This window comes from Streptomyces zagrosensis, from assembly GCF_014203645.1.
Taxonomy (GTDB): domain Bacteria; phylum Actinomycetota; class Actinomycetes; order Streptomycetales; family Streptomycetaceae; genus Streptomyces; species Streptomyces zagrosensis.
On the sequence record NZ_JACHJL010000006.1, the window covers coordinates 247,022 to 268,988 of the forward strand.

17 protein-coding genes are annotated in these 21,967 nt (G+C 68.9%); 15 read left to right on the forward strand and 2 right to left on the reverse strand.

Going from position 1 to position 21,967, the window contains the following annotated elements:
• Window positions 1–82 precede the first annotated feature (82 nt).
• The 10 genes from FHS42_RS14260 (at window position 83) to FHS42_RS14305 (ending at window position 11,064) form a co-directional block, all read left to right on the forward strand.
• Entirely contained in the window at window positions 83–1,942 is a 1,860-nt protein-coding gene (locus tag FHS42_RS14260) for an acetolactate synthase large subunit (RefSeq protein ID WP_184572566.1), read from the forward strand.
• Window positions 1,943–1,983: 41 nt separating this feature from the next.
• Window positions 1,984–2,508, forward strand: coding sequence for an acetolactate synthase small subunit (ilvN, locus tag FHS42_RS14265; protein ID WP_184572567.1), 525 nt, complete (start codon window positions 1,984–1,986; stop codon window positions 2,506–2,508).
• Between the two features lie 273 nt (window positions 2,509–2,781).
• Entirely contained in the window at window positions 2,782–3,780 is a 999-nt protein-coding gene (ilvC, locus tag FHS42_RS14270; RefSeq protein WP_184572568.1) for a ketol-acid reductoisomerase, read from the forward strand.
• Window positions 3,781–4,163: 383 nt separating this feature from the next.
• Window positions 4,164–5,768, forward strand: a complete 1,605-nt coding sequence (serA, locus tag FHS42_RS14275; RefSeq protein WP_184572569.1) for a phosphoglycerate dehydrogenase — start codon at window positions 4,164–4,166, stop codon at window positions 5,766–5,768.
• A gap of 340 nt (window positions 5,769–6,108) precedes the next feature.
• Window positions 6,109–6,849 (forward strand): TetR/AcrR family transcriptional regulator, encoded by a 741-nt coding sequence (locus FHS42_RS14280; RefSeq protein WP_312866868.1) that lies wholly within the window; start codon window positions 6,109–6,111, stop codon window positions 6,847–6,849.
• A gap of 120 nt (window positions 6,850–6,969) precedes the next feature.
• Window positions 6,970–8,568 carry an MFS transporter gene (locus FHS42_RS14285; protein WP_221476472.1) on the forward strand — a complete coding sequence of 533 codons (1,599 nt, stop codon included), beginning with the start codon at window positions 6,970–6,972 and terminating at the stop codon, window positions 8,566–8,568.
• Window positions 8,569–8,709: 141 nt separating this feature from the next.
• The gene (locus FHS42_RS14290; protein ID WP_184572571.1) at window positions 8,710–8,970 is read left to right on the forward strand and encodes a hypothetical protein; all 261 of its coding nucleotides are present in this window, start codon (window positions 8,710–8,712) and stop codon (window positions 8,968–8,970) included.
• Window positions 8,967–9,131: a hypothetical protein gene (locus FHS42_RS14295; RefSeq protein ID WP_184572572.1), complete on the forward strand. Its 165-nt coding sequence runs from the start codon at window positions 8,967–8,969 to the stop codon at window positions 9,129–9,131. Before FHS42_RS14290 ends, FHS42_RS14295 begins: the two co-directional genes overlap by 4 nt.
• 218 nt (window positions 9,132–9,349) lie before the next feature.
• On the forward strand, window positions 9,350–9,631 hold the full coding sequence (locus FHS42_RS14300) for a hypothetical protein (RefSeq protein ID WP_184572573.1): 282 nt from the start codon (window positions 9,350–9,352) through the stop codon (window positions 9,629–9,631).
• The gene (locus FHS42_RS14305; protein ID WP_184572574.1) at window positions 9,616–11,064 is read left to right on the forward strand and encodes a serine hydrolase domain-containing protein; all 1,449 of its coding nucleotides are present in this window, start codon (window positions 9,616–9,618) and stop codon (window positions 11,062–11,064) included. The genes FHS42_RS14300 and FHS42_RS14305 overlap by 16 nt, the downstream gene beginning before the upstream one ends.
• A gap of 18 nt (window positions 11,065–11,082) precedes the next feature.
• Here FHS42_RS14305 and FHS42_RS14310 read toward each other — a convergent pair whose 3' ends face one another.
• The gene (locus tag FHS42_RS14310) at window positions 11,083–12,579 is read right to left on the reverse strand and encodes a PucR family transcriptional regulator (protein ID WP_184572575.1); all 1,497 of its coding nucleotides are present in this window, start codon (window positions 12,577–12,579) and stop codon (window positions 11,083–11,085) included.
• 598 nt (window positions 12,580–13,177) lie between these two features.
• On the opposite strand from FHS42_RS14310, the gene FHS42_RS14315 reads away from it, so the two are divergent.
• From FHS42_RS14315 to FHS42_RS38210, 3 genes are all read left to right on the forward strand, one after another.
• Entirely contained in the window at window positions 13,178–14,104 is a 927-nt protein-coding gene (locus tag FHS42_RS14315; protein WP_184572576.1) for a proline dehydrogenase family protein, read from the forward strand.
• A gap of 373 nt (window positions 14,105–14,477) precedes the next feature.
• Entirely contained in the window at window positions 14,478–16,109 is a 1,632-nt protein-coding gene (gene pruA / locus FHS42_RS14320) for an L-glutamate gamma-semialdehyde dehydrogenase (protein WP_184572577.1), read from the forward strand.
• Window positions 16,110–16,497: 388 nt separating this feature from the next.
• Complete coding sequence (locus tag FHS42_RS38210; RefSeq protein WP_281392748.1) at window positions 16,498–16,626, forward strand: hypothetical protein; 129 nt, start codon at window positions 16,498–16,500, stop codon at window positions 16,624–16,626.
• A gap of 307 nt (window positions 16,627–16,933) precedes the next feature.
• Here FHS42_RS38210 and FHS42_RS14325 read toward each other — a convergent pair whose 3' ends face one another.
• Window positions 16,934–18,571 (reverse strand): purple acid phosphatase family protein, encoded by a 1,638-nt coding sequence (locus FHS42_RS14325; protein WP_184572578.1) that lies wholly within the window; start codon window positions 18,569–18,571, stop codon window positions 16,934–16,936.
• Window positions 18,572–18,709: 138 nt separating this feature from the next.
• Here FHS42_RS14325 and FHS42_RS14330 point away from each other — a divergent pair, with 138 nt between their 5' ends.
• The gene (locus FHS42_RS14330; RefSeq protein ID WP_184572579.1) at window positions 18,710–19,750 is read left to right on the forward strand and encodes a 3-isopropylmalate dehydrogenase; all 1,041 of its coding nucleotides are present in this window, start codon (window positions 18,710–18,712) and stop codon (window positions 19,748–19,750) included.
• A gap of 360 nt (window positions 19,751–20,110) precedes the next feature.
• Window positions 20,111–21,208 (forward strand): branched-chain amino acid aminotransferase, encoded by a 1,098-nt coding sequence (locus FHS42_RS14335; RefSeq protein WP_184572580.1) that lies wholly within the window; start codon window positions 20,111–20,113, stop codon window positions 21,206–21,208.
• The last annotated feature ends 759 nt before the right edge of the window (window positions 21,209–21,967 follow it).

Consider the following 21,967-nt stretch of genomic DNA (forward strand, 5'->3'; position numbering starts at 1 on the left):
GCCTCACGGCACGGGGGGTTTTTTGTTGCACTGATGCACTCCCACCCCCGCACAAACACACATCTTCGAGAAGAGAATGCCGATGACCGAGCAGGCCACCGGGGCCCACCATCCCCAGCCGCGGGCCCGAAGCGGCGGGCAGCAGCCCGTCACCGTCGAGGACGTCACGGGCGCGCAATCCCTCATTCGTTCGCTTGAGGAGGTCGGCGCCGACATCGTCTTTGGTATCCCCGGAGGGGCGATCCTGCCCGCCTATGACCCGATGATGGATTCATCGAAGGTCCGGCATGTGCTGGTGCGACATGAGCAGGGTGCGGGCCATGCCGCGACCGGTTATGCGCAGGCCACCGGCAAGGTCGGGGTATGTATGGCGACCTCTGGCCCTGGTGCGACCAATTTGGTCACCCCGATCGCCGATGCGCACATGGATTCCGTGCCGCTGGTCGCCATCACCGGCCAGGTGGCCTCTCAGGCCATTGGTACCGATGCCTTTCAAGAGGCGGATATCTGCGGCATCACCATGCCCATCACCAAGCACAATTGGCTGGTGACGAACGCGGATGACATTCCGCGGACGATCGCGGAGGCGTTCCACGTAGCTTCAACGGGGCGGCCTGGTCCGGTGCTGGTGGATATCGCGAAGGACGCGTTGCAGGCGCGGACGCGCTTCGTGTGGCCGCCGCAGACGGAGCTACCGGGGTACCGCCCGGTGACCAAGCCACATGCCAAGCAAATCCGGGAGGCGGCCCGGTTGATCACTCAGGCGCGGCGTCCGGTGCTGTATGTCGGCGGCGGGGTGCTGAAGGCGCGCGCCAGCGATGAGCTGCGGGTCCTGGCGGAGCTGACGGGTGCGCCGGTGACCACGACGCTGATGGCGCTCGGGTCTTTCCCCGATACGCATCCGCAGCATCTGGGGATGCCGGGGATGCATGGCACGGTGGCTGCGGTGACCGCGCTACAGAAGGCGGACCTGATTGTGGCGTTGGGCGCCCGATTTGACGATCGGGTGACGGGGCGACTGGATTCCTTCGCGCCCTTGGCGAAGGTGGTACACGCGGATATCGACCCGGCGGAGATCGGGAAGAACCGCATGGCGGATGTGCCGATCGTGGGGGATGCGCGGGAGGTGATCACGGATTTGGTGACGGCGGTGCGGGCTGAGCACGCCGGAGGCCAAGTGGGCGATTACGCCGCTTGGTGGGTGGATCTGAATCGGTGGCGGCAGACTTATCCGCTCGGGTACGACCTGCCGGCGGACGGGAGCTTGTCGCCGCAACAGGTGATTGAGCGGATCGGTCAATTGGCGCCGCAGGGAACGGTGTATGCGGCGGGCGTGGGTCAACACCAGATGTGGGCGTCGCATTTCATTGAGTACCAAGAGCCGGCCACCTGGCTGAACTCTGGTGGCGCAGGGACGATGGGGTACGCCGTTCCGGCCGCAATGGGAGCGAAGGCGGGGCGGCCGGACCGTACGGTGTGGGCCATTGATGGTGATGGTTGTTTCCAGATGACCAACCAGGAACTGGCCACCTGCGCATTGAACGACATCCCGATCAAGGTCGCCATCATCAACAACGGCGCCCTCGGCATGGTCCGTCAATGGCAGACCCTCTTCTACAACCAGCGCTATTCCAACACGGTGCTGCACTCCGGCCCCGGAAACCGGGCCCCCGGTGAAAAGAAGCTCGCCGGAACCCGCGTTCCCGATTTCGTGAAATTGGCCGAGGCGATGGGTTGTGTCGGGCTGCGCTGCGAAGACCCGGCCCAACTCGACGCGGTCATCGAGAAGGCCAACTCCATCAACGACCGCCCCGTGGTAGTGGACTTCATCGTCCACGAGGACGCCATGGTCTGGCCCATGGTCGCCGCTGGCACCTCCAACGATGAGGTCATGGCCGCTCGCGGCGTCCGCCCCGACTTCGGCGACAACGAAGACGACTGAGCAGCCGACTGAGCGCAAGCCGAGAAGAGAGACCGAGTCCCATGTCCAAGCACACGCTCTCCGTCCTGGTGGAGAACACCCCCGGTATCCTCGCCCGGATCGCCGCGCTGTTCTCGCGCCGCGGGTTCAATATCGACTCGCTCGCCGTCGGCGTCACCGAGCACCCCGACATCTCCCGCATCACCATCGTGGTCAACGTCGAGGAACTGCCTTTGGAGCAGGTGACCAAGCAGCTCAACAAGTTGGTCAACGTGCTGAAGATCGTTGAGCTGGAGGACGGTTCGGCCATCCAGCGTGAACTCGTATTGGTGAAGGTTCGCGCCGACAACGAGACCCGCTCCCAGGTGGTGGAGATCGTCCAGCTCTTCCGCGCCAAGACGGTGGACGTCTCACCGGAGGCCGTCACCATCGAAGCCACCGGCGGCAGCGACAAGCTAGAGGCCATGCTCAAGATGCTGGAGCCCTTCGGCATCAAGGAACTGGTGCAGTCCGGCACCATCGCCATCGGGCGCGGAGCGCGCTCCATCACCGACCGGAGCCTGCGCGCCCTCGACCGCTCCGCATAGCGCGGCCTGTCGCCCACACCCCTGGGCGCGCCGTAGCGGTGCAGCGCCGTGCACACCCGTACGCCTGTACCCGCACACCCCCTGCGCACCGTGCGTATCCGCACGCGCCAGCCGGGTCAGTACGCGTCAAGTCGGCTCACACCACCGCACCCGGCTGGTTCCGACTGGCTTGTAGGGCCGGCGAGCAAGACCGGATAGCGAGACCCCGAAGCCTTCCCCCGTCCACCCGTCATACGGTGGGCCGCACAACCGAAACGCTAGGAGATACCCGAAGTGGCCGAGCTGTTCTACGACGACGACGCCGACCTGTCCATCATCCAGGGCCGCAAGGTTGCGGTTCTCGGATACGGCAGCCAGGGCCATGCCCACGCGCTGTCGCTGCGCGACTCGGGCGTTGACGTCCGTGTTGGCCTGCACGAGGGCTCGGGCTCCAGGGTCAAGGCCGAGGAGCAGGGGCTGCGCGTGATGACCCCGGCCGAGGCTGCGGCCGAGGCCGACGTGATCATGATGCTGGTGCCGGACCCGATCCAGGCACAGGTCTACGAGGAGTCCGTCAAGGACAACCTCAAGGAGGGCGACGCGCTCTTCTTCGGACACGGCCTCAACATCCGGTACGGCTTCATCAAGCCCGCGGCCGGTGTGGACGTCGCCATGGTCGCCCCCAAGGGCCCGGGGCATCTGGTCCGCCGCCAGTACGAGGAGGGCCGCGGCGTTCCGTGCATCGCGGCTGTTGAGCAGGACGCCACCGGGAACGGCTTCGCGCTGGCGCTCTCGTACGCCAAGGCCATCGGTGGCACCCGGGCCGGTGTCATCAAGACGACCTTCACCGAGGAGACCGAGACCGACCTCTTCGGAGAGCAGGCCGTGCTGTGCGGTGGCACGACCGCGCTGGTCAAGGCGGGCTTCGAGACCCTGGTCGAGGCGGGCTATCAGCCGGAGATCGCGTACTTCGAGTGTTTGCACGAGCTCAAGCTCATCGTGGACCTGATGTACGAGGGCGGCCTGGAGAAGATGCGCTGGTCGGTCTCTGAGACCGCCGAGTGGGGCGACTACGTCACCGGCCCGCGGATCGTCAACGACGCCACCAAGGCCGAAATGAAAAAGGTGCTCGGCGAGATCCAGGATGGCTCCTTCGCCAAGAGCTGGATGGCCGAATACCACTCAGGGCTGCCGAAGTACAACGAGTACAAGAAGGCCGACCAGGACCACCTCTTGGAGACCACAGGCAAGGAGCTGCGCAAGCTCATGAGCTGGGTGGACGACAACGAGTAAACGCGCTGTCGGCGCGGGCGTGGGCGCACGCCGCCGGGGTGACCTCCGGCGGCGCGCGCCCACGGCGCGTACCGGGCCGGGGAAGCGGTGGCGACAAGATGACCGGCGGGGAGCGTCGCGGCCGGCGGATGAGCCCAAGTGCAGAGCGCTGACCAGCCCCGATACCGTAATTCCGAGCGGGCGTCGCCGAGCTTTCCCACCGTGTTCAGCCACGGCCGAACGATGCTTGTGCAACGGCGCAAGAGTCCGGCCCGTACGCCACTACACTGCTTTCACAAGCGCGTCAGGCTCACAGCGTCGTGCGTCTTCCACGCGGCTGACCCCTTCACCGCCTTCGGCCGTCGGGACGGCCGTCCGCAGGACTAGTGAGGACTGAGGACCACGTGAGCACTGCTACGTCCAGCAAACCTGTCGTACTCATCGCTGAAGAACTCTCGCCCGCCACCGTCGATGCCCTCGGCCCCGACTTCGACATCCGGCACTGCAACGGCGCGGACCGGGCCGAGCTGCTCCCCGCCATCGCCGACGTGGACGCCATCTTGGTCCGCAGCGCCACCAAGGTGGATGCCGAGGCGATTGCCGCGGCCCGCAAGCTCAAGGTCGTCGCCCGTGCGGGCGTGGGCCTGGACAACGTCGATGTCGCCGCCGCCACCAAGGCGGGCGTGATGGTCGTGAACGCGCCGACCTCCAACATCGTCACCGCCGCCGAGTTGGCCTGCGGCCTGCTCGTCGCAACTGCCCGCAACATCCCGCAGGCCAACGCCGCGCTCAAGAACGGCGAGTGGAAGCGGAGCAAGTACACCGGCGTCGAGCTGAGCGAGAAGACGCTGGGCGTGGTCGGCCTTGGCCGCATCGGGGTGCTGGTGGCCCAGCGGATGTCCGCGTTCGGCATGAAGATCGTTGCGTACGACCCCTACGTACAGCCTGCCCGGGCCGCGCAGATGGGCGTCAAGCTGCTGTCGCTGGACGAGCTGCTCGCCGTCGCCGACTTCATCACGGTGCACCTGCCGAAGACCCCCGAGACGCTGGGGCTCATCGGTGACGAGGCGCTGCACAAGGTCAAGCCGGAGGTGCGCATCGTCAACGCCGCCCGGGGCGGAATCGTGGACGAGGCGGCGCTGGCCTCGGCGTTGAAGGAGGGTCGGGTCGCGGGCGCTGGCCTCGACGTCTACGCCGCGGAGCCCTGCACGGACTCGCCGCTCTTCGAGTTCGACCAGGTGGTCGCGACGCCGCACCTGGGTGCTTCGACGGGGGAGGCGCAGGAGAAGGCGGGCATCGCGGTCGCCAAGTCGGTACGGCTTGCGCTCGCGGGCGAACTGGTTCCGGATGCGGTCAACGTGCAGGGCGGCGTGATCGCCGAGGACGTACGCCCCGGGCTGCCGCTGGCCGAGAAGCTGGGGCGGATTTTCACGGCACTGGCCGGGGAGGTCGCGGCCCGCCTCGATGTCGAGGTGTACGGCGAGATCACTCAGCACGATGTGAAGGTGCTTGAACTCTCCGCGCTCAAGGGCGTGTTCGAGGATGTCGTCGCCGAGACGGTCTCGTACGTGAACGCGCCGCTGTTCGCGCAGGAGCGTGGCGTCGAGGTGCGGTTGACCACGAGCTCCGAGTCGCCCGACCATCGCAACGTGGTGACCGTGCGCGGCACGCTGTCGGACGGCCAGGAGGTGTCCATCTCCGGCACGCTGGCCGGCCCCAAGCATCAGCAGAAGATCGTCGCGGTGGGCGAGCACGATGTGGACCTGGCACTCGCCGATCACATGGCATTCCTGCGCTACGGCGACCGCCCCGGCGTCGTCGGTACCGTTGGCCGCATCCTTGGCGAGGCCGGGATCAACATCGCGGGCATGCAGGTGTCGCGGTCCGCGGTGGGTGGTGAGGCGCTGGTCGCGCTGACCGTGGACCACACGATTCCGGCGCCGGTGATGGCCGAGATCGCGGTGGAGATCGGCGCGACCTCCGCGCGCTCGGTGAACTTGACGGACTGACCCAGCCCACCGGCCACTTGGCGCTGGTGTACCGAAGGACCGGGTTCGAACCGCTACGGCGGGGCGGGCCCGGTTTTTTTGGCTCCATTACTCAACAGGTGATGAATTCTGTCGAAGAAGGCTCTACGCTGGTCTAAGTGGAGAAAAACTTTCCACCTACGGGATGGGTGCTGCCCGCTGCCGTGTGCGCGCGGGCCGCGGCTCCAAGACCTCCGGGTCGGGGAGCTCTCAACGTGCCGGGACGCCGCAGCTGCACAGTGCGGCAGCTGCGATCCCCGAGAGCTGCGGGCAGACCCCAAGGCCGACCGCCCCGTCGCTCAGTTCGCCGAGGAGGAGATCCGTGACCGCCGACAGTGACGCCACCGCCACCGCTACCGCCACCGCCACCGCAGGCGCGAAGGCGCAACCCGCGCGCATGCGCGCCGACGCCTTGCGTAATCGGGAACACATCCTGCGCGCTGCCCGGGAAATCTTCGCCGCACAGGGCCCGGACGCCCCGCTGGACGAGATCGCCAGACGCGCGGGCGTCGGGGTCGCCACCCTCTACCGGCGCTTCCCCGACCGTTCGGACTTGATCCGCGGCGTGGCCGTCGAGGTGTTCACGGCGCTGGGCGAGGCCGCGCTGGTGGCACGCGACGAGCGGGCCGAACCGTTCGAGGCGCTGCGAACCTTCATGCACGCCGCGCTTGACCTCAAGCTCGGCTCCGTCCTGCCCGCACTCATGGGGCGGGTGGCGATGGACGAGGTGCTCGACGGAGTTCGGCAGGACGCCGCCGATCCGATCCAGGAGCTGCTCACCCAGGCGCAGGCCGCGGGAACGCTGCGCCCCGACGTCCTTTTCGGCGACATCGCGCTGATGCTCATGCGCATCTCCCGGCCGCTGCCCGGCGAGCCACTCGCGGAGGACGGCGATCTGGCCCATCGGCAGTTGGAGATCTACCTCGACGGTCTGCGCACCCCGGGCGCCACCGCGCCGCGCGCCGAACTGCCCGGCCCCGCCGTAGACATCGGCTGGTTCAAGCGGATCAGGGCCCACGTCATCGGCAAGGCCCCTGGCTCTCCGCCAGGCCCGCAGATCTGATCGGCGCCACCCCACCCCACCCCACCCCACCCCCCCCACAGCAGCACAGCACAGCACAGCACAGCTCAACTCAGCCCAGCACAACACAGCCCACAGCACGCGCACCAGAGAGGCGACACCATGTCCGTCAGCGACCGCAGGCCCGGCGATGCGCCCGAGCCCAGGCCCGTACCGACGCCGATACCCGAGGCTGCGCCACCCGCGGACACGCCATCGGCCCACGCAGCGCCCGCGGACGCGCAACCGACCGATGCGCACCCCAAGCGGTGGCTGGCACTGCTCTTCATCGGCCTGGCCCAGTTGATGATCGTGCTCGACATCACGATCGTGAACATCGCACTACCCTCCGCGCAGCGTGATCTCGGGGTCTCCGACGGGGACCGGCAGTGGGTCATCACCGCGTACACACTCGCCTTCGGCAGCCTGCTGCTCTTCGGCGGGCGGATCGCCGACTACACCGGGCGCCGCCGCGCCTTCATCGTCGGCCTCGTCGGCTTCGCCGGTGCTTCCGCACTCGGCGGCGCGGCGGGCACCTTCGGGGTGCTCCTCGGCGCCCGCGCGCTCCAGGGCGTCTTCGCCGCACTGCTGGCGCCGTCCGCGCTCTCGCTGCTCGCGGTGATGTTCACGGGAGCGAAGGAACGTGCGAAGGCGTTCGGGATCTTCGGTGCCATTGCCGCGGGCGGCGGAGCGATCGGCCTCGTACTCGGCGGGCTGCTCACCGAATACCTCGACTGGCGCTGGTGCCTGTATGTGAACGTGCCCATAGCGATCGCCGCGGTCTTCGGTTGGTACGTGCTACCCGCCGACGCCCGGACCAGCGCAGACCGAGCACAGTTCGACATACCCGGCGTACTGCTCGCCGTCAGCGGCCTGGTGGCCGTGGTGTACGGATGCAGCGAAGCGGAGTCGGACGGCTGGGGCTCGGCCCCGGTCATCAGTCTGCTGACCGCCGGCGTACTGCTGCTTACGGCCTTCGTCCTGGTAGAGCGGCGGGTCGCCAGCCCGCTGCTGCCACTGCGGGTGGTCATGGACCGCACCCGTGGCGGGGCCTACTTGGCGGTGGGCCTGTCGGTGGTGGGCATGTTCGCGATGTTCCTGTTCCTCACCTACTACATGCAGATCGTCAAGGGCTACTCGGCGGTCGTCACCGGAGTAGCCTTCCTGCCGCTGACGGCGGGTGTGCTGCTGGCGGCGGGCGGCATCGCGGCGCGGCTGATCCCCAAGGTCCCGCCCCGGGTGCTGATCGCGCCGGGGCTGCTGATCGCCGCGGCCGGCATTGGCTGGCTGATCCCGCTGGAGCCGAACAGTTCGTACGCGACGGGGGTGCTCCCCGCAGAGATCTTGATCGGCATGGGTATGGGCCTGGTGATGGCCCCGGCGATGAACTACGCCACGCACGGCGTACTACCCGAGGAGACCGGCATTGCCTCCGCCTCGGTCACCACGGCGCAGCAAATCGGCGGCTCGATCGGCACGGCCCTGCTCAACACGATCGCCACCAGCGCCACAGCCGACTACCTCGCCGGGCACCGGCCACCCAACCCGGAGATCGCCAAGCGAGCGCTCACGGAGGGCTTCTCGGACGCGTTCGTCTGGGCCTCACTGATCCTCGCCGCAGCGGCCGTGCTGGTGGGCGCACTCATGAACACCCCGCGCCCGCAACGCGGCGACGCCCAAGCGACGGCGGATGCCGAGCCAACCGCGATGCACCTGGGCTAGCGGGGGAGTGGGGGCGGGGTGTCCTACGGGGCACGGGGCCATGGCGTCCGGGGCACGGGGCCGCGGGGTGCGCCACTAGCTATGGGGCGCGGAGTTGGGGCTCGTACGGAGCACGGGGCACGGGGCACGGGGCACGGGGCCATGACCCACTCAGAGGAACTGCCCCCACGGTTAACCGGACTTGCGGAAACCGCTTTGGGTGTCACGTTTCTGCGCGACATGGAGCACCAGCGCACGAACCGGTTGTTCGAGGACCCCTTAGCGCGGCTATTCCTCGATGCGGCCGGGGACCTGTTACGCGCCGCACGCCCCGCCGTCTCCCCGGACTTCACCGACCTCTGGTTTGGCGGCCCGAGAGCGGAGCTGGACTGGTGGTTCCATAGCCGGGCCGGGCGCCGTTGATTCGCGATATCGGCCTGGTAGCGGTGGAGTACGGCCGCCCCACGCCCAAGGCGTTCGATCCGGAACTGGCGGGCACCGGGCGCGATTGGCTGATCTTGACGATGCGCCAGCCGCTGCCCGCAGGTGACAACCCGGAAGGGGTCGGCACCCCGCAACCCTGATCCGACCCCGGTTGTCACGCGTGCGCTCAACGCGAGGCCGCCGGTGCCGGGTCCTTCCGGGTAACTGGCGCGCAGCACCAGGCTGTCGCGCCGCTACGGGAGAGATCGCCAGCCATGACGCGTAGGCACACAAGCAAACACGCGCACGCGCGTGCCCGCGCGCGAACACAGAACTGCCGCAGTGTCGGCGCCCTGGCTCGGCCGGGGCGCTTGCGGCCGTGGCCGCGCTGCCTGCCGGCGCGGCCACCGGCTCAGACGACACGACGAGCCTGGCCGCACAGGGCAGTGAGCAGGGCGGCCCGCATCCCGGCACCGGTCGGGCCCTCGACGCCATCGTCACCGAGGGCACCCCCGGCGTGCTGGCACGGGTCGATGATGCCGCCGGCCCGTGGCGCGGATCTGCTGGGGTGGCCGACCGGGAGATGGGGCGGCCACGGTGGGCGCAGGACACGTCACTCATCACCAACCCGAGAAAGAGCTCCCTATGCAGCGGAAACTGACCACTGCCAGCGCTGTTCTGGCCGCCGTGTTGTTAGCCACCATGGGTACCGCGCTCACCGCCGAGGCCTCCTCTTCCGGCCCCGCCACCCTGCCCGTGCCTGCTCCGTCGAGCTCTGTCGCTCCCGCCGGCTCCGTCGCGGCGTCTGACGACATCGGGCCGCGGGGCTCCGTCGCTTCGCCGGTCGAGGCCCCGAGCGCCGTGCCCGCTCCGCAGATCCCAACCGCTCCTACCGGGCTCCGTGCCCCGTATCTCGACGGTGGTGGTGTGCTGCCGTCACTCGACGCCGGGGCCCTACGGGAGGCGATCAGCGGCCTCCCGAACGAAAAGGTGACCAGTGCCCTCGTGAAGGTGAGCGGTACGGAGGGCGAGTGGGCGGGCACGTCCGGCGTCGCGGATGTGCGCACAGGGCGGCCGGTGCCAGCCCACGGCGCATTCCGCATCGGAAGCGTCAGCAAGGTGTTCACCGCCGCGGTTGTGCTCCAACTCGTCGCCGAGGACAAGGTCGATCTCGGCACATCGGTCCAGCACTACTTGCCCGGCCTGTTGCCCGCCTCGTACCCCGATGTCAGCGTTCGCCAGTTGCTCAACCACACCAGCGGGCTGCCTGCGAGCGAGGAGGGGAGCGGCGACGCTGCCTGGTTCGTACGGCACCGATTCGACCACTGGACGCCGCAGGAGGTGATCGCCTCCGCCACCAAGAAGGACATGGACTTCGCGCCCGGCAGTCAGCAGTCCTACAACGGAACCAACTACTTCGTCGCCGGACTGCTCATCGAGAAGGCCACCCGCGAATCTTACGCACACGAGATTGATCGCCGAGTGCTGCGCCCGCTCGGCCTGCACCGCACCTACGTACCCGACCGTCGTGACGTCCGCCTACCCGGACCGCACGCGCACGGCTATGTGCGTGTGGACGGCCGGCTGGTGGACATCACCGAACAGAGCCCCTACTCATGGGCCGAGGGCGGTCTGATCTCCACCAGCGCGGACCTCACGCGTTTCTTCACCGCGTTGTACGCGGGGAAGGTGGTGCCGCGACCGCAGCTCGCGGAGATGTTCACCGTCCCCGACGTCGCGTACAGCGGCAAGGGCAACTGCCGCGTGCCCGGCGATCCGCACGCGGGCCGCGCCTGCTTCAGCGTCGGCCTCACCCGGACCACCTGGTCGAACGGTGTTACCGCGTGGGGCAAGTCGGGCGCGGTCCCCGGCTACACCACCGCGGTATTCGCCACCCGCGACTCCCGCCGGGTGTTGGCGTACTCACTCACTGCGACGGGTAACCAGGACGGTTCGGAGCTGCCGTACATCGTGCGGCTCCTCGCCGCCACCTTCGACCCGTCACTGACCGAAGAGGCTAGAGAAACTGGAGGGGCTGGAAGAACTGGAGGGGCTGGTGAAACCAGAGGGGCCGAAGGGGCCGGACGGTCCTGAGCTTTGCGCCGCTAGGGCTCACGGAATCGCGGGTCCTGTACCGCGCGCCAGGCGTGCCCTTTTCAAGGCCATGTGCAGGAGCAGCCGGTCCTCGCCGGTGTCCAGGTCGAGACCGGTGAGCTGTTCCACTCGGGACAGCCGGTAGTACAGCGTCTGCCGGTGGATGCCGAGGGCCTGTGCGGTCCGACTCGCCTGGCCGGCCCGGTCCAAGAACTCCTCAACGGTGCGGGCCAGTTCCGCGTGGCCTTGCTCAAGAAGCGGGCGTACGGCCGGGTCTGGGGCGGCGGTGGGAAGGCCGGTCAGGAGCCGGTACGGGCCGACGCCCGCCCAGGTGGCGACGGGCCCCAAGCGTTCGTCGGCCCGCGCCGCCTGCGCGGCGGCCCGCGCCTCCCGCCAAGCGGCGGGGAGCTCGGCGATTTCGCGGCGCACGTCGCTGACCCCCGCGGCGGCGCCCCGTGCCCCGTGCCCCGTGGTCGGCCCCGTACTCCGTGCCCCGTCAGGTCCGGGGCCCCGTGCTCCGTGCCCCGTGGTGGGCCCCGTGCTCCGTGCTCCGTGCCCCGTGGTCGGTGGCCCCGCAGCCGGCCCCGTGCCCCGTCCCCCGTGCTCCGTCCCGCCGTCCAGCCCGCCCGGAGCCCCGACGCCCGCTCGCTGCCCCGCCCCACCGGCGGCACCCGCTCCAGCCTCGTGCCCTGTTCCCGCGGCACGCGGTGAACGCAGCAGCTGTTCCGCAGCGGTGCGTGCCGGCTCCACGGAGGTCACGGAGCGCAGCCGAACCAGGGCGGCGAGGCTCGCGCTCGGCCCGGCGGACGCGCCCGCAGTGCCGGCCGCGCCCCCCACAGCCGCCGTCTCCGCGGGGCCGGTGATGGCACAGACGGCGGCTAGCCCCGGCAGGTTCGGCAGCGGAGCGGACTCCGCGAGACTCTCGGCGTCCCAGGGCAGCACCGCGACGACGGCGAGTGGGCCGCGGGCCGCGGAGCCGAGCGCGTCGCGCAGCGCCGTCTCTGCCTCGCCCCGACCCGCGGACGGTCCCACCAGGAGGGCCCGGAACAACTCGCCCAACTCCGCCCCACTGCGCGCCTCGGCCGCCAGCAGGGCACCGATGCGGGCCGCCGTCTCCATCGCCTGGGCCAGCCGGGGGTCGGTCGGGGCGTTGGGATGGCCGAGTTCGAGGTCGGAGAGATGACCGTCGTCCAGCAACCACACATAGCCGTGCACGATGCCCCGATGCCGTACGGGCAAGCAGATGCGGCCCATGAATACCCCGGCCGCCGGGTCCGGTGGAATCCGCAACGGGGCCTGGGCGCGCGCGATACCGAAGCCCTCGAACCAGGCTCGCACCGCCGCCGTTGAGCGGCGCTGGAGAATCGACCGCGTACGGACCGGGTCCATCGCAAGGTCGTCGTCGCTGTCGTGCACCCCGAACGCGATCAGTTTGAAGTCACGGTCCTCAAGGGTCGCGGGAGCGCCGAGTGCCGCCGAGATCTCGTCTACGAGTTGCTGATAGTCGCCGCGCATCCGACGCGTGGCCCCCTTCGAGGTGCCTTCGAGGTGTCTGCGTTCTTTTCGGAATGTCTGAGACGGGTGAGGCGTCCGGGAGGGCTCCGCGCGCTTCGAACGTCCGAGTCATACCGGTGTACGGGTCATACGGGTCATACGGGTGTGCGAGCCATGCGGGTGTACGGGTCCTGCGGGACGCTTCCGACGCGTCCGGTGCTCCCGGCGCGTCCGGTGCGCAGGGACGGTGCAGCCCCGGATGCCCCGTACGTCGTAGCGAGCCGCCCCGTAGGAGGCGCCCCCGGCAGGCCGCCCCGTGTCGCCGTAGGACGGCCGTTGCCCGCGACCGCCGCCATGGGTGGTCGCGGCCCAGCCCACGCCGGCGCGTGCGGTGTGCCGTGCGCCCGGTGTCGTGCGCCTGATGAGCGCCGGGGCGCGCGGCCCAACACCATTGTCATACATCTGTCTGAGATCCCGGGCACCAACGCGTGACAGGTGTCGATGGTCGGGTACCGGCCCCGGTCCTTAAGTTTCACAGTGGCTCACCTTGCCGTCATGCCCATAGGGCACTCGGCGCTCGTCAGCCTTGACAAGAAGAACCGCAACGTGGAGGTGCCCCGTGCTGGGTCCCGTGCTGCTCGCCGCGTCACGCAGCGACGCCATCCGCCGTATCGTCTCGGCCGCGCCGGTCACCCGCCCCATGGTGGACCGTTTCGTCGCGGGTGAGCGCCTGGATCAGACCATGTCGGTCATCCGCGGGCTGACCGGCCGTGGCCTCGACGTCACCATGGACTTCCTGGGCGAGGACATCACCGACCCGTCCGAGGCGCTGCGCAACCGTGACGCTTACCTCGGGTTGACCGATGCGCTCGCGCCGCTCAACCTTGGCGCTCGCACCGAGATGTCGATCAAGCTTTCCGCGTTCGGCCAGGCGCTGGCCGGCGGCCACGACCTCGCGCTGGCGAACGTCACGCCCGTCGTGGAGGCCGCCGCCGAGGCCGGGATGAATGTGGCCCTCGACATGGAGGACCACACCACCACCGATTCCACGCTGGCGATCCTCACCGAGCTGCGCAAGCGGTTCCCGCAGACGGGCGCGGTCGTGCAGTCGTACCTGTTCCGCACGGAGGAGGACTGCCACGCGCTCGCCACAGAGGGCTCGCGGGTGCGGCTGGTGAAGGGCGCGTACAAGGAGCCTGCCGACGTCGCCTTTCAGGACAAGCGCGAGGTTGACAAGGCGTACGTGCGCTGCCTGAAGGTTCTCATGGCGGGCGACGGCTACCCGATGATCGGTTCCCACGACCCGCGCCTGGTCGCCATTGCGCAGGAACTCGGCCGCCAGCACGGCCGCAAGCTGGACGAGTACGAGTTCCAGATGCTGTTCGGCATCCGGGTCGCCGAGCAGGAGCGGCTTCTCGCCGAGGGCCACCAGATGCGCATCTACGTGCCGTACGGCACGGACTGGTACGGGTACTTCATGCGCCGCCTCGCGGAGCGCCCGGCCAACATGGCCTTCTTCCTGCGCTCCCTGGTGAGCCGGGGCTGAGGCACCCGCCACAGACGCTCGCAGGACCTTGCTGGCCCGCAGTACCGTGATGGTGGACCCCGGCCGCCCCCGCTGGCTGGCGAGTGGGCACCCGCTCCGACACCCGGCCGATCCGTTTCCGTACCGGCCAGTTCGGCCAGGCCGGGAGCACATCCCGGGAGCGCACCCGGAGCACATCCGGAGGCGGAGCCAGGCTGGACGGAGCCAGAGCGGAACCCAGACCGGAGCAGCCGGAGCAGATACGGAGCTGGAGCAGATACGGGGCCAAAGCGGAGCCTGCCGGCCCCGCAGCTTGATGGCCCCGTGCCCCACCCCTACGTCCGTACCCCAAACGTTTTCGTACGCAGACCCGACGATCGAAGGAGACACGGCCATGGACGCTGTGACCCAGGTCCCCGCGCCGGTGAACGAGCCGGTGCACACCTACGCACCCGGCACTCCCGAGCGTGCCCGCCTTGAGATCAAGCTCAAGGAGCTTGGCGACAACCCCATCGACCTGCCGATGACCATCGGCGGCGAGAAGCGGCTGGGTGGCGGCGAGCGCTTCGACGTCGTGCAGCCGCACCGCCACGCCGCCAAGCTCGGCACGTACGGGAACGCCACGACCCAGGACGCCCAGGACGCCGTGGACGCCGCGCTGGCTGCCGCCCCCGCGTGGCGCGCGCTGGCCTTCGATGACCGCGCGGCGATCATCCTCAAGGCCGCTGAGCTGCTGTCGGGCCCGTGGCGCGAGACGGTGGCCGCCTCCACCATGCTGGGCCAGTCCAAGACCGCGCAGCAGGCGGAGATCGACACTCCCTGTGAACTGGTCGACTTCTGGCGCTTCAACGTGCACTTCGCGCGTCAGATCATGGCCGAGCAGCCGATGGCCAACGCTTCCGGCGTGTGGAACCGCAGCGACCACCGGCCGCTTGAGGGCTTTGTCTATGCCATTACCCCGTTTAACTTCACCGCCATCGCGGGCAACCTGCCGACCGCCCCGGCCTTGATGGGTAACACGGTCGTTTGGAAGCCGTCCCCGACGCAGACCCACGCCGCCGTGCTGCTGATGCAGCTCCTGGAGGAGGCCGGGCTGCCGAAGGGCGTCATCAACCTGGTGACCGGCGATGGCATCGCCGTCTCCGAGGTTGCCTTGAGCCACCCGGACCTGGCCGGCATCCACTTCACCGGCTCGACCAAGACCTTCCAGTACCTGTGGAAGACGGTCGGTAACAACATTGAGAAGTACAAGACGTACCCGCGTCTGGTGGGCGAGACCGGCGGCAAGGACTTCATCGTCGCCCACCCGTCCGCCGACCCGGCCGTTCTGAAGACGGCGATGACCCGGGGTGCCTTCGAGTTCCAGGGCCAGAAGTGCTCCGCCGCCTCGCGCGCCTACGTGCCGCGCTCGCTGTGGGAGAACGGCCTCAAGGAGGAGTTCGCCGCCGAGGTGAACGCCCTCACCATGGGCGACGTCACCGACCTGTCGAACTTCATGTCGGCCGTCATCGACGAGCGGTCCTTCGCCAAGAACAAGGCCGCCATCGACCGTGCCAAGGCCGACCCGACCATCGAGGTCATCGCGGGTGGCACGTACGACGACAGCGTGGGTTACTTCGTACGCCCGACGGTGCTCGTCTCGACCGACCCCGAGAACGAGATCTTCAAGGACGAGTACTTCGGCCCGATCCTGGGCGTCTTCGTCTACGACGACGAGAACTACGACGAGATGCTCACCCAGATGGAGTCGGCCTCTGCGTACGCCCTGACCGGTGGCGTCATCGCGCAGGACCGCGCCGCTGCCGCCGCCACCTGCGAGGCGCTGCGCTTCGCGGCCGGCAACTTCTACATCAACGACAAGCCGACCGGTGCGGTCGTCGGCCAGCAGCCGTTCGGTGGTGGCCGCGCGTCCGGCACCAACGACAAGGCGGGCGCCAAGCAGAACCTGATGCGCTGGACCTCCACCCGCTCCATCAAGGAGACCCTGGTCCCGCCGACCGACTACCGCTACCCGCACATGGGCTGACCAGCCCCGCACACCGGCTGGCTGGCCAGGATGTGGCCGGCCGGCCCGGTGCGCGCTTACCCCGCGCGCACTATCAGCCTCCGCCCCCGTACGGCCCCCCAAGCCATTCGGGGGCGGGGGCATTTTCTGGGCTGACGAGGGCGTACAAGGCACCGGCCGGGAGAGTTTTGGTGGTGCCGCCGTCTCAGATAGTAGGAAGCCCGAGTAATCGTGCAGACAGTCCGGCTCGGCTGGCTTACGTTTGTGGAAGCCGAACGTCTCGCTCCATCAAGCGACGGCGGATGAGCTGGCTGCGTCGCGCAGGTGACCCCTGCCGTATCCAGGCTCCCGCCCTTCCGGCGATTCCATTCCCCTTCGGGTTCTGGCATTGGCATTGGAGACGTGCATCATGGCCGACACCGTTCGTAAGATCCGGCACACCGCGCACCGCGAGGACAGCACCGACCGCAAGAACGCCGCCGCCGCGCTCCAGCGTGCGCTCGACCGCCGCGACAACGGCGGCTCCACGGGCCACTAGGCGGCCAGCCCTGCTACGCGGTACGGGGCCGCTAGCTACCACGGGGCACTGGCTCACGATGCGGCGCGGCTCACCACCGCGGTGCGGGCTCACCACGCGGTACGGGGCGCGAGACGTCACGGTGCACCAGGCTCTCGCGCCCCACCGCACCTCGTGCCAAACCGCGCCGCAAGTCCACCGGCCAGCCTGGCTCCATCGGTCAAACTGGCCCCGTTGCCCCGTTGCCCCGTTGCCCCGTTGCCCCGTTGCCCCGTTGCCCCGTTGCCCCGTTGCCCCGTTGCCCCGTGCCCTCGTGCGACGGCGTCGGCTAGTGGCGTCCCTCGTTGTCTGAGCGCGTGATGTCGAAGTGATCGACGCGCTGGCCCGTCTCGGCGAGCGTCGTCACCCGCAGCCGGGGCCGTGCGCCCGCACGAACGCTGACCGCGATGAAGGAGAAGCCCGTGAACCGCACCCGGGACCACTCCACAACCTCCTCGTCCTTCTGCGTGCCCTTGACCCAGTGATACGTGCGGACCTCGTCCCGGTCCTTGACGTGCCCCTCGTAGCTGTCCGGCACCGGGAAGCTGTACAGGGCCTTGCCCGCGCCGCCCGCCGTGACGTACACGATGCCGTCGCGTACGGAGTCCACGCTCTCGCCGATCGGCACCTGCTTGGCGACCTCACCGCCGCGTAGCGCGTCGGTGCGCTCGTAGACGTGGTTGTGCCCATTGATCACCAGATCGACCTGGTGCTTGTCGAAGAGCGGTACCCACGCGTCGCGGACGCCGCCGTCCGATGCGTGGGCACTGGTGGTCGAGTAGGCGCAGTGGTGGAAGAAGACCACGATGAAGTCGATGCCACGGGCGCGGCGCAGCTCGCCGAGCCGGCGGTCGAGCCAGGCGGTCTGCCGTCCGCCCGTATAGCCGAGGTTGGCGGTGATCTCGTAGGAGACATCGTTGGCATCGAGAGCGACCACGCCGACGTTGCCGTACGTGAAGGAGTAGCTGCCGGGGGCGTTGCGTGCGTCGGGGCCGTTGTCCGGCAGTGTCCAGCGCGCGTGTTGGCCGCCGTAACCGTTGGGGCTGTACCACGCCTCCATGTCGTGGTTGCCGGTGGTCACCATCCAGGGCACCCGCGAGGCGACCGATTCGGTCTGGGCCAGGAACTGATCCCACACCCGGGCGTCGTAGGCGTCCGTTTCCTCGCCATGACCCTTGCTGTCCGCGTAGCACAGGTCGCCCGCGTGGAGATGGAAGGACGGGTTCTGGCCAAGAATCAACTGGTCATTGGCGAGTGCGTCGTAACTCACGCCCTGGTCGCCGAAGGCGGTGAAGACGAAGTTCTCGGGCCGTGCGGGAGCCGTACGAAAGCTGCCGATCGTGGAGAGCCTGCTGGGGTCGGCCGGATCGAAGCCGTCATGGCCCACGCCGTAGTAGTACGTGGTGCCGGGGCGCAGCCCGTCGAGCGCGGCGTGCAGGTAGCACTGCTGAACCGCGGGCAGCTTGTCGGAGAGCGCCGGCGTGTGCAGATCGCGGACCTCCGCCTCGATCTTCCGGCTCAGCTCCCACGGCTTGGCCCCGATGCGTACGAAGGGGCGCTTGACGGCGAACGGCACCTGCCAGGAGATGCGCAGCTGCGTCTTCGGGTCAGCTCCGAACGCGAGATGGCGGCCGAACGGAGCCACGAACGCCCCGTCAACCCGCTGCATCGTGGGCGAGCCAGCCGGGGCTGCGGAGCGGGACGGGGACGCGGCGCAGGCCGAACCGGTGAGCAGCCCCGCGCCGACGACGGCGCCCGCGGTCGCCGCCGTCGTACGCAGGGCGCCGCGCCGGGTCAGCTTGGCGCGCAGGTAATCGTGTTGCTCGGGCATCGACATGCGGCGAGCGAGCTCATCGGGAATGCCGACCCGTGGTACGTCGGCGGAACCGGGGGAGTGGGGGCCGGGCTGGCGGGCATGAGCGGTCATGACGGGAAAGTTCCCAGCGCGGATCAACTCCGCGCTGTACTGGGGCCGTATCTGAGGTGAATGCCGCCTGACTGGCGGGTGCGGTCCGCATAGTGGACGCGGCGTGTCATGTAATGGGACGAAGAGTAGGGTCCTCGCATGTCTCGCAGCATTCGCCTCGCAGTGATCCCCGGTGACGGAATCGGCCAGGAAGTGGTAGCCCAGGGCCTCAAAGTGCTCTCGGCGGTCCTTCCACAGGACGTCAAGCTAGAGACCAGGGAATACGATCTCGGCGCCCGACGGTGGCACGCGACAGGGGAGACCCTGCCGGACGCGGAGCTTGAGTCTCTCAAGGAGCACGACGCCCTCTTGCTCGGTGCGATCGGCGACCCGTCCGTGCCCTCCGGCGTACTGGAGCGCGGACTGCTGCTCAAGCTGCGCTTCGCCTTCGACCACTACGTCAACTTGCGCCCCTCCAAGCTCTTTCCGAACACCCCGACACCGCTCGCGGGCCGCCCCGACATCGACTTCGTCGTGGTGCGCGAGGGCACGGAGGGCCCCTACACGGGCAACGGCGGCAGCCTGCGCACCGGCACCCCTGCGGAGGTCGCCACCGAGGTCAGCCTCAACACCGCGTACGGCGTGGAGCGCGTGGTGCGCGATGCGTACGAGCGGGCCAATGCCCGCCCGCGCAAGAAGCTGACCCTGGTGCACAAGAACAACGTCCTGATCTACGCGGGCCATCTGTGGAAGAACATCTTCGACCGGGTCGGCGCGGAGTACCCGGACGTCACCACCGACTATCTGCACGTGGACGCGGCGACGATCTTCTTCGTCACCCAGCCCGAGCGCTTTGACGTCATCGTCACCGACAACCTCTTCGGCGACATCATCACCGATCTGGCCGCCGCCGTCACCGGCGGCATCGGGCTCGCCGCCAGCGGCAACATCAACCCCACCGGCGCCTTCCCGTCCATGTTCGAACCGGTTCACGGCTCCGCCCCCGACATCGCGGGCACCGGCAAGGCCGATCCGACCGCCACCGTGCTCTCCGTCGCCCTGCTGCTGCGCCACCTCGGTTACGAGGCGCAGGCGGCCCGAGTCGAGACGGCGGTCGCCGACGACCTGGCCACCCGCAACGGTGCGGCCAGGACCACGGACGAGATCGGCGACGCACTGGTGATCCGCGTCACGAACTGACGGGCCACAGGGCCACAGGCCAACGCGCGCAGCGTGGGTCTTGGCCGCAAGGATGGCGCCCCGTGCGGCCCAATTCAGCGGCCCGCGGCGGATGGCAGGCCCTCCCGAGAGCGACAACGTAGAAGAAAAGCGCCGGCGGGAGGCTGCTCACTGTTGCTGTGCTTCCGCGCGGTGGGGTGCGACCATCGAGGTCAGGCCCGCGCGCGCTGAAGTGTGGCCTTGTGTTTCCTGGACGGTTCCGCGCGAGCGATAATCGAACGCGAGGCCGCAGCACAAGGCGAAGCTCGGACGTTATAGCCGACCTACAGGGACGGAAGTGAGCGCGGTCCGCCAAACCCACACGGTGAAGGACACGTACTCATGACGACGACCACGATCGAGCTCAAGCCCTCCTCGCATCCGCTCCCGTCAGCGGAGCGCGAGAAGATCCTGGCCAGCCCCGGTTTCGGACGCCACTTCACCGATCACATGGTGACCATCAAGTGGACCGAGGGTCGCGGCTGGCACGACGCGCAGCTCGTCCCGTACGCGCCGCTGTCGATCGACCCGGCGAACATGACTCTGCACTACGCGCAGACCATCTTCGAGGGCCTCAAGGCATACCAGCAGCCCGATGGCACCGTCGCCACCTTCCGCCCCGACGCCAACGCCACCCGCTTTCAGGCATCCGCCCGCCGACTGGCCATGCCCGAACTGCCGGTTGAGACCTTTATCGCCGCCTGCGACGCACTGGTCACCCAGGACAGGGCGTGGGTCCCCGCCCACGGTGAGCAGTCCCTGTATCTGCGCCCGTTCATGTTCGCCACTGAGGTTGGCCTCGGCGTGCGGCCGGCCAACGAGTACCTGTTCGTGGTCATTGCCTCACCCGCGGGCGCCTACTTCCCCGGCGGTGTGAAGCCGGTCTCGGTGTGGCTGTCCGAGGAGTACGTGCGCGCCGCCCCCGGCGGCACTGGTGCAGCAAAGGCGGGTGGCAACTACGCCGCCTCCCTGGTCGCCCAGGCGCAGGCCGCCGAGAAGGGCTGCGACCAGGTGGTCTGGCTGGACGCCATCGAGCGCCGCTGGATCGAGGAGATGGGCGGCATGAACCTCTACTTCGTCTACCGCACAGGTGACGCGGTGCGCATCGTCACCCCGGAGCTGTCCGGTTCGCTGCTGCCCGGCATCACCCGCGCCTCGCTCCTGAAGATCGGCGAGGACCTGGGTTACGGGTTCGAAGAGGGGCGGATCTCGGTCGATGACTGGAAGAACGGCAACGCCGATGGCTCGCTGACCGAGGTCTTCGCCTGCGGCACCGCCGCCGTCATCACCCCCGTTGGCTCCGTCAAATCGGCCCGCGCCAACTGGACTGTCGGCGACGGCCAGCCCGGCGAGATCACCATGAAGCTGCGCAAGGCGCTCCTTGACATCCAGACCGGTGCCACGCCCGACACCCACAACTGGATGCACCCGCTGGCCTGATCAAGCCCCCAGACACACACGTACCGCACGGAAGGCCCGCCCCGCGCCCCATCGGCGCGCAGGCGGGCCCTTCGCGTTCTTGCGCCGGGGCGCCACGGCGGTGCGTGACCGGGCCCCTTCCCGCGGTACACGGCTCCGTTACGCACCGAGGCCAACCCCCCGTGGACCCGCTAGGCCCCGTGCCCCGTGTCCTTGTGCTCTGCGCCCCGTGCTCCGTGCGGACGTGCTCCGTGCTGACGTGCTGCGGCTCCGTGCCCCATCGTCGCTTGCGCCCCGTGCTCCGTGCTCCGTGCTCCGTGCTCCGTGCTCCGTGCTCCGTGCTCCGTGCTCCGTGCTCCGTGCTCCGTGCTCCGTGCTCCGTGCTCCGTGCGGGGCCGTACCCCGTGCGGGGCGCCCCGTATCTTCTGCTCACACGGGGGCCGTACCCCGTCCGAATGAAAGCGTGGTCCCGGGGCTGGCCCCGTACCAGCTCCAGGCCGGCCCGTGCCAGAGGTGCCTCTCCCGCATCGTGAGACGGCGGGGCCGCACGCCATGCCGTGTGGCAGACTCCTGACGTGCTCTCGTTCGCCATGATTATTGGCAGCAGGCGCGCCGGTCCGCAGTGACCGCCCCGTACGAACCGAATACGGCGCGGGCATCGTCGTCTCAGACCCGCGCGCAAACCTCTCGCACCCGCGAGGGGTTTTTTCGTTTCCCGGACCACCTGCCCAGGGAACGGAGCGCGCGGAATCATAGAGGGACGGCGGAACCGGTCATTCC

Excerpts from the sequence above, each read along its gene's own strand:
- FHS42_RS14330 (WP_184572579.1), top strand. The coding sequence starts at position 18,710 with ATGTCTCGCAGCATTCGCCTCGCAGTGATCCCCGGTGACGGAATCGGC.
- pruA (WP_184572577.1), top strand. The coding sequence starts at position 14,478 with ATGGACGCTGTGACCCAGGTCCCCGCGCCGGTGAACGAGCCGGTGCAC.
- FHS42_RS38210 (WP_281392748.1), top strand. The coding sequence starts at position 16,498 with ATGGCCGACACCGTTCGTAAGATCCGGCACACCGCGCACCGCGAGGAC.
- FHS42_RS14335 (WP_184572580.1), top strand. The coding sequence starts at position 20,111 with ATGACGACGACCACGATCGAGCTCAAGCCCTCCTCGCATCCGCTCCCG.
- ilvN (WP_184572567.1), top strand. The coding sequence starts at position 1,984 with ATGTCCAAGCACACGCTCTCCGTCCTGGTGGAGAACACCCCCGGTATC.
- FHS42_RS14310 (WP_184572575.1), bottom strand. The coding sequence starts at position 12,579 with ATGCGCGGCGACTATCAGCAACTCGTAGACGAGATCTCGGCGGCACTC.
- FHS42_RS14285 (WP_221476472.1), top strand. The coding sequence starts at position 6,970 with ATGTCCGTCAGCGACCGCAGGCCCGGCGATGCGCCCGAGCCCAGGCCC.
- FHS42_RS14290 (WP_184572571.1), top strand. The coding sequence starts at position 8,710 with ATGACCCACTCAGAGGAACTGCCCCCACGGTTAACCGGACTTGCGGAA.
- FHS42_RS14260 (WP_184572566.1), top strand. The coding sequence starts at position 83 with ATGACCGAGCAGGCCACCGGGGCCCACCATCCCCAGCCGCGGGCCCGA.
- FHS42_RS14305 (WP_184572574.1), top strand. The coding sequence starts at position 9,616 with ATGCAGCGGAAACTGACCACTGCCAGCGCTGTTCTGGCCGCCGTGTTG.
- FHS42_RS14325 (WP_184572578.1), bottom strand. The coding sequence starts at position 18,571 with ATGACCGCTCATGCCCGCCAGCCCGGCCCCCACTCCCCCGGTTCCGCC.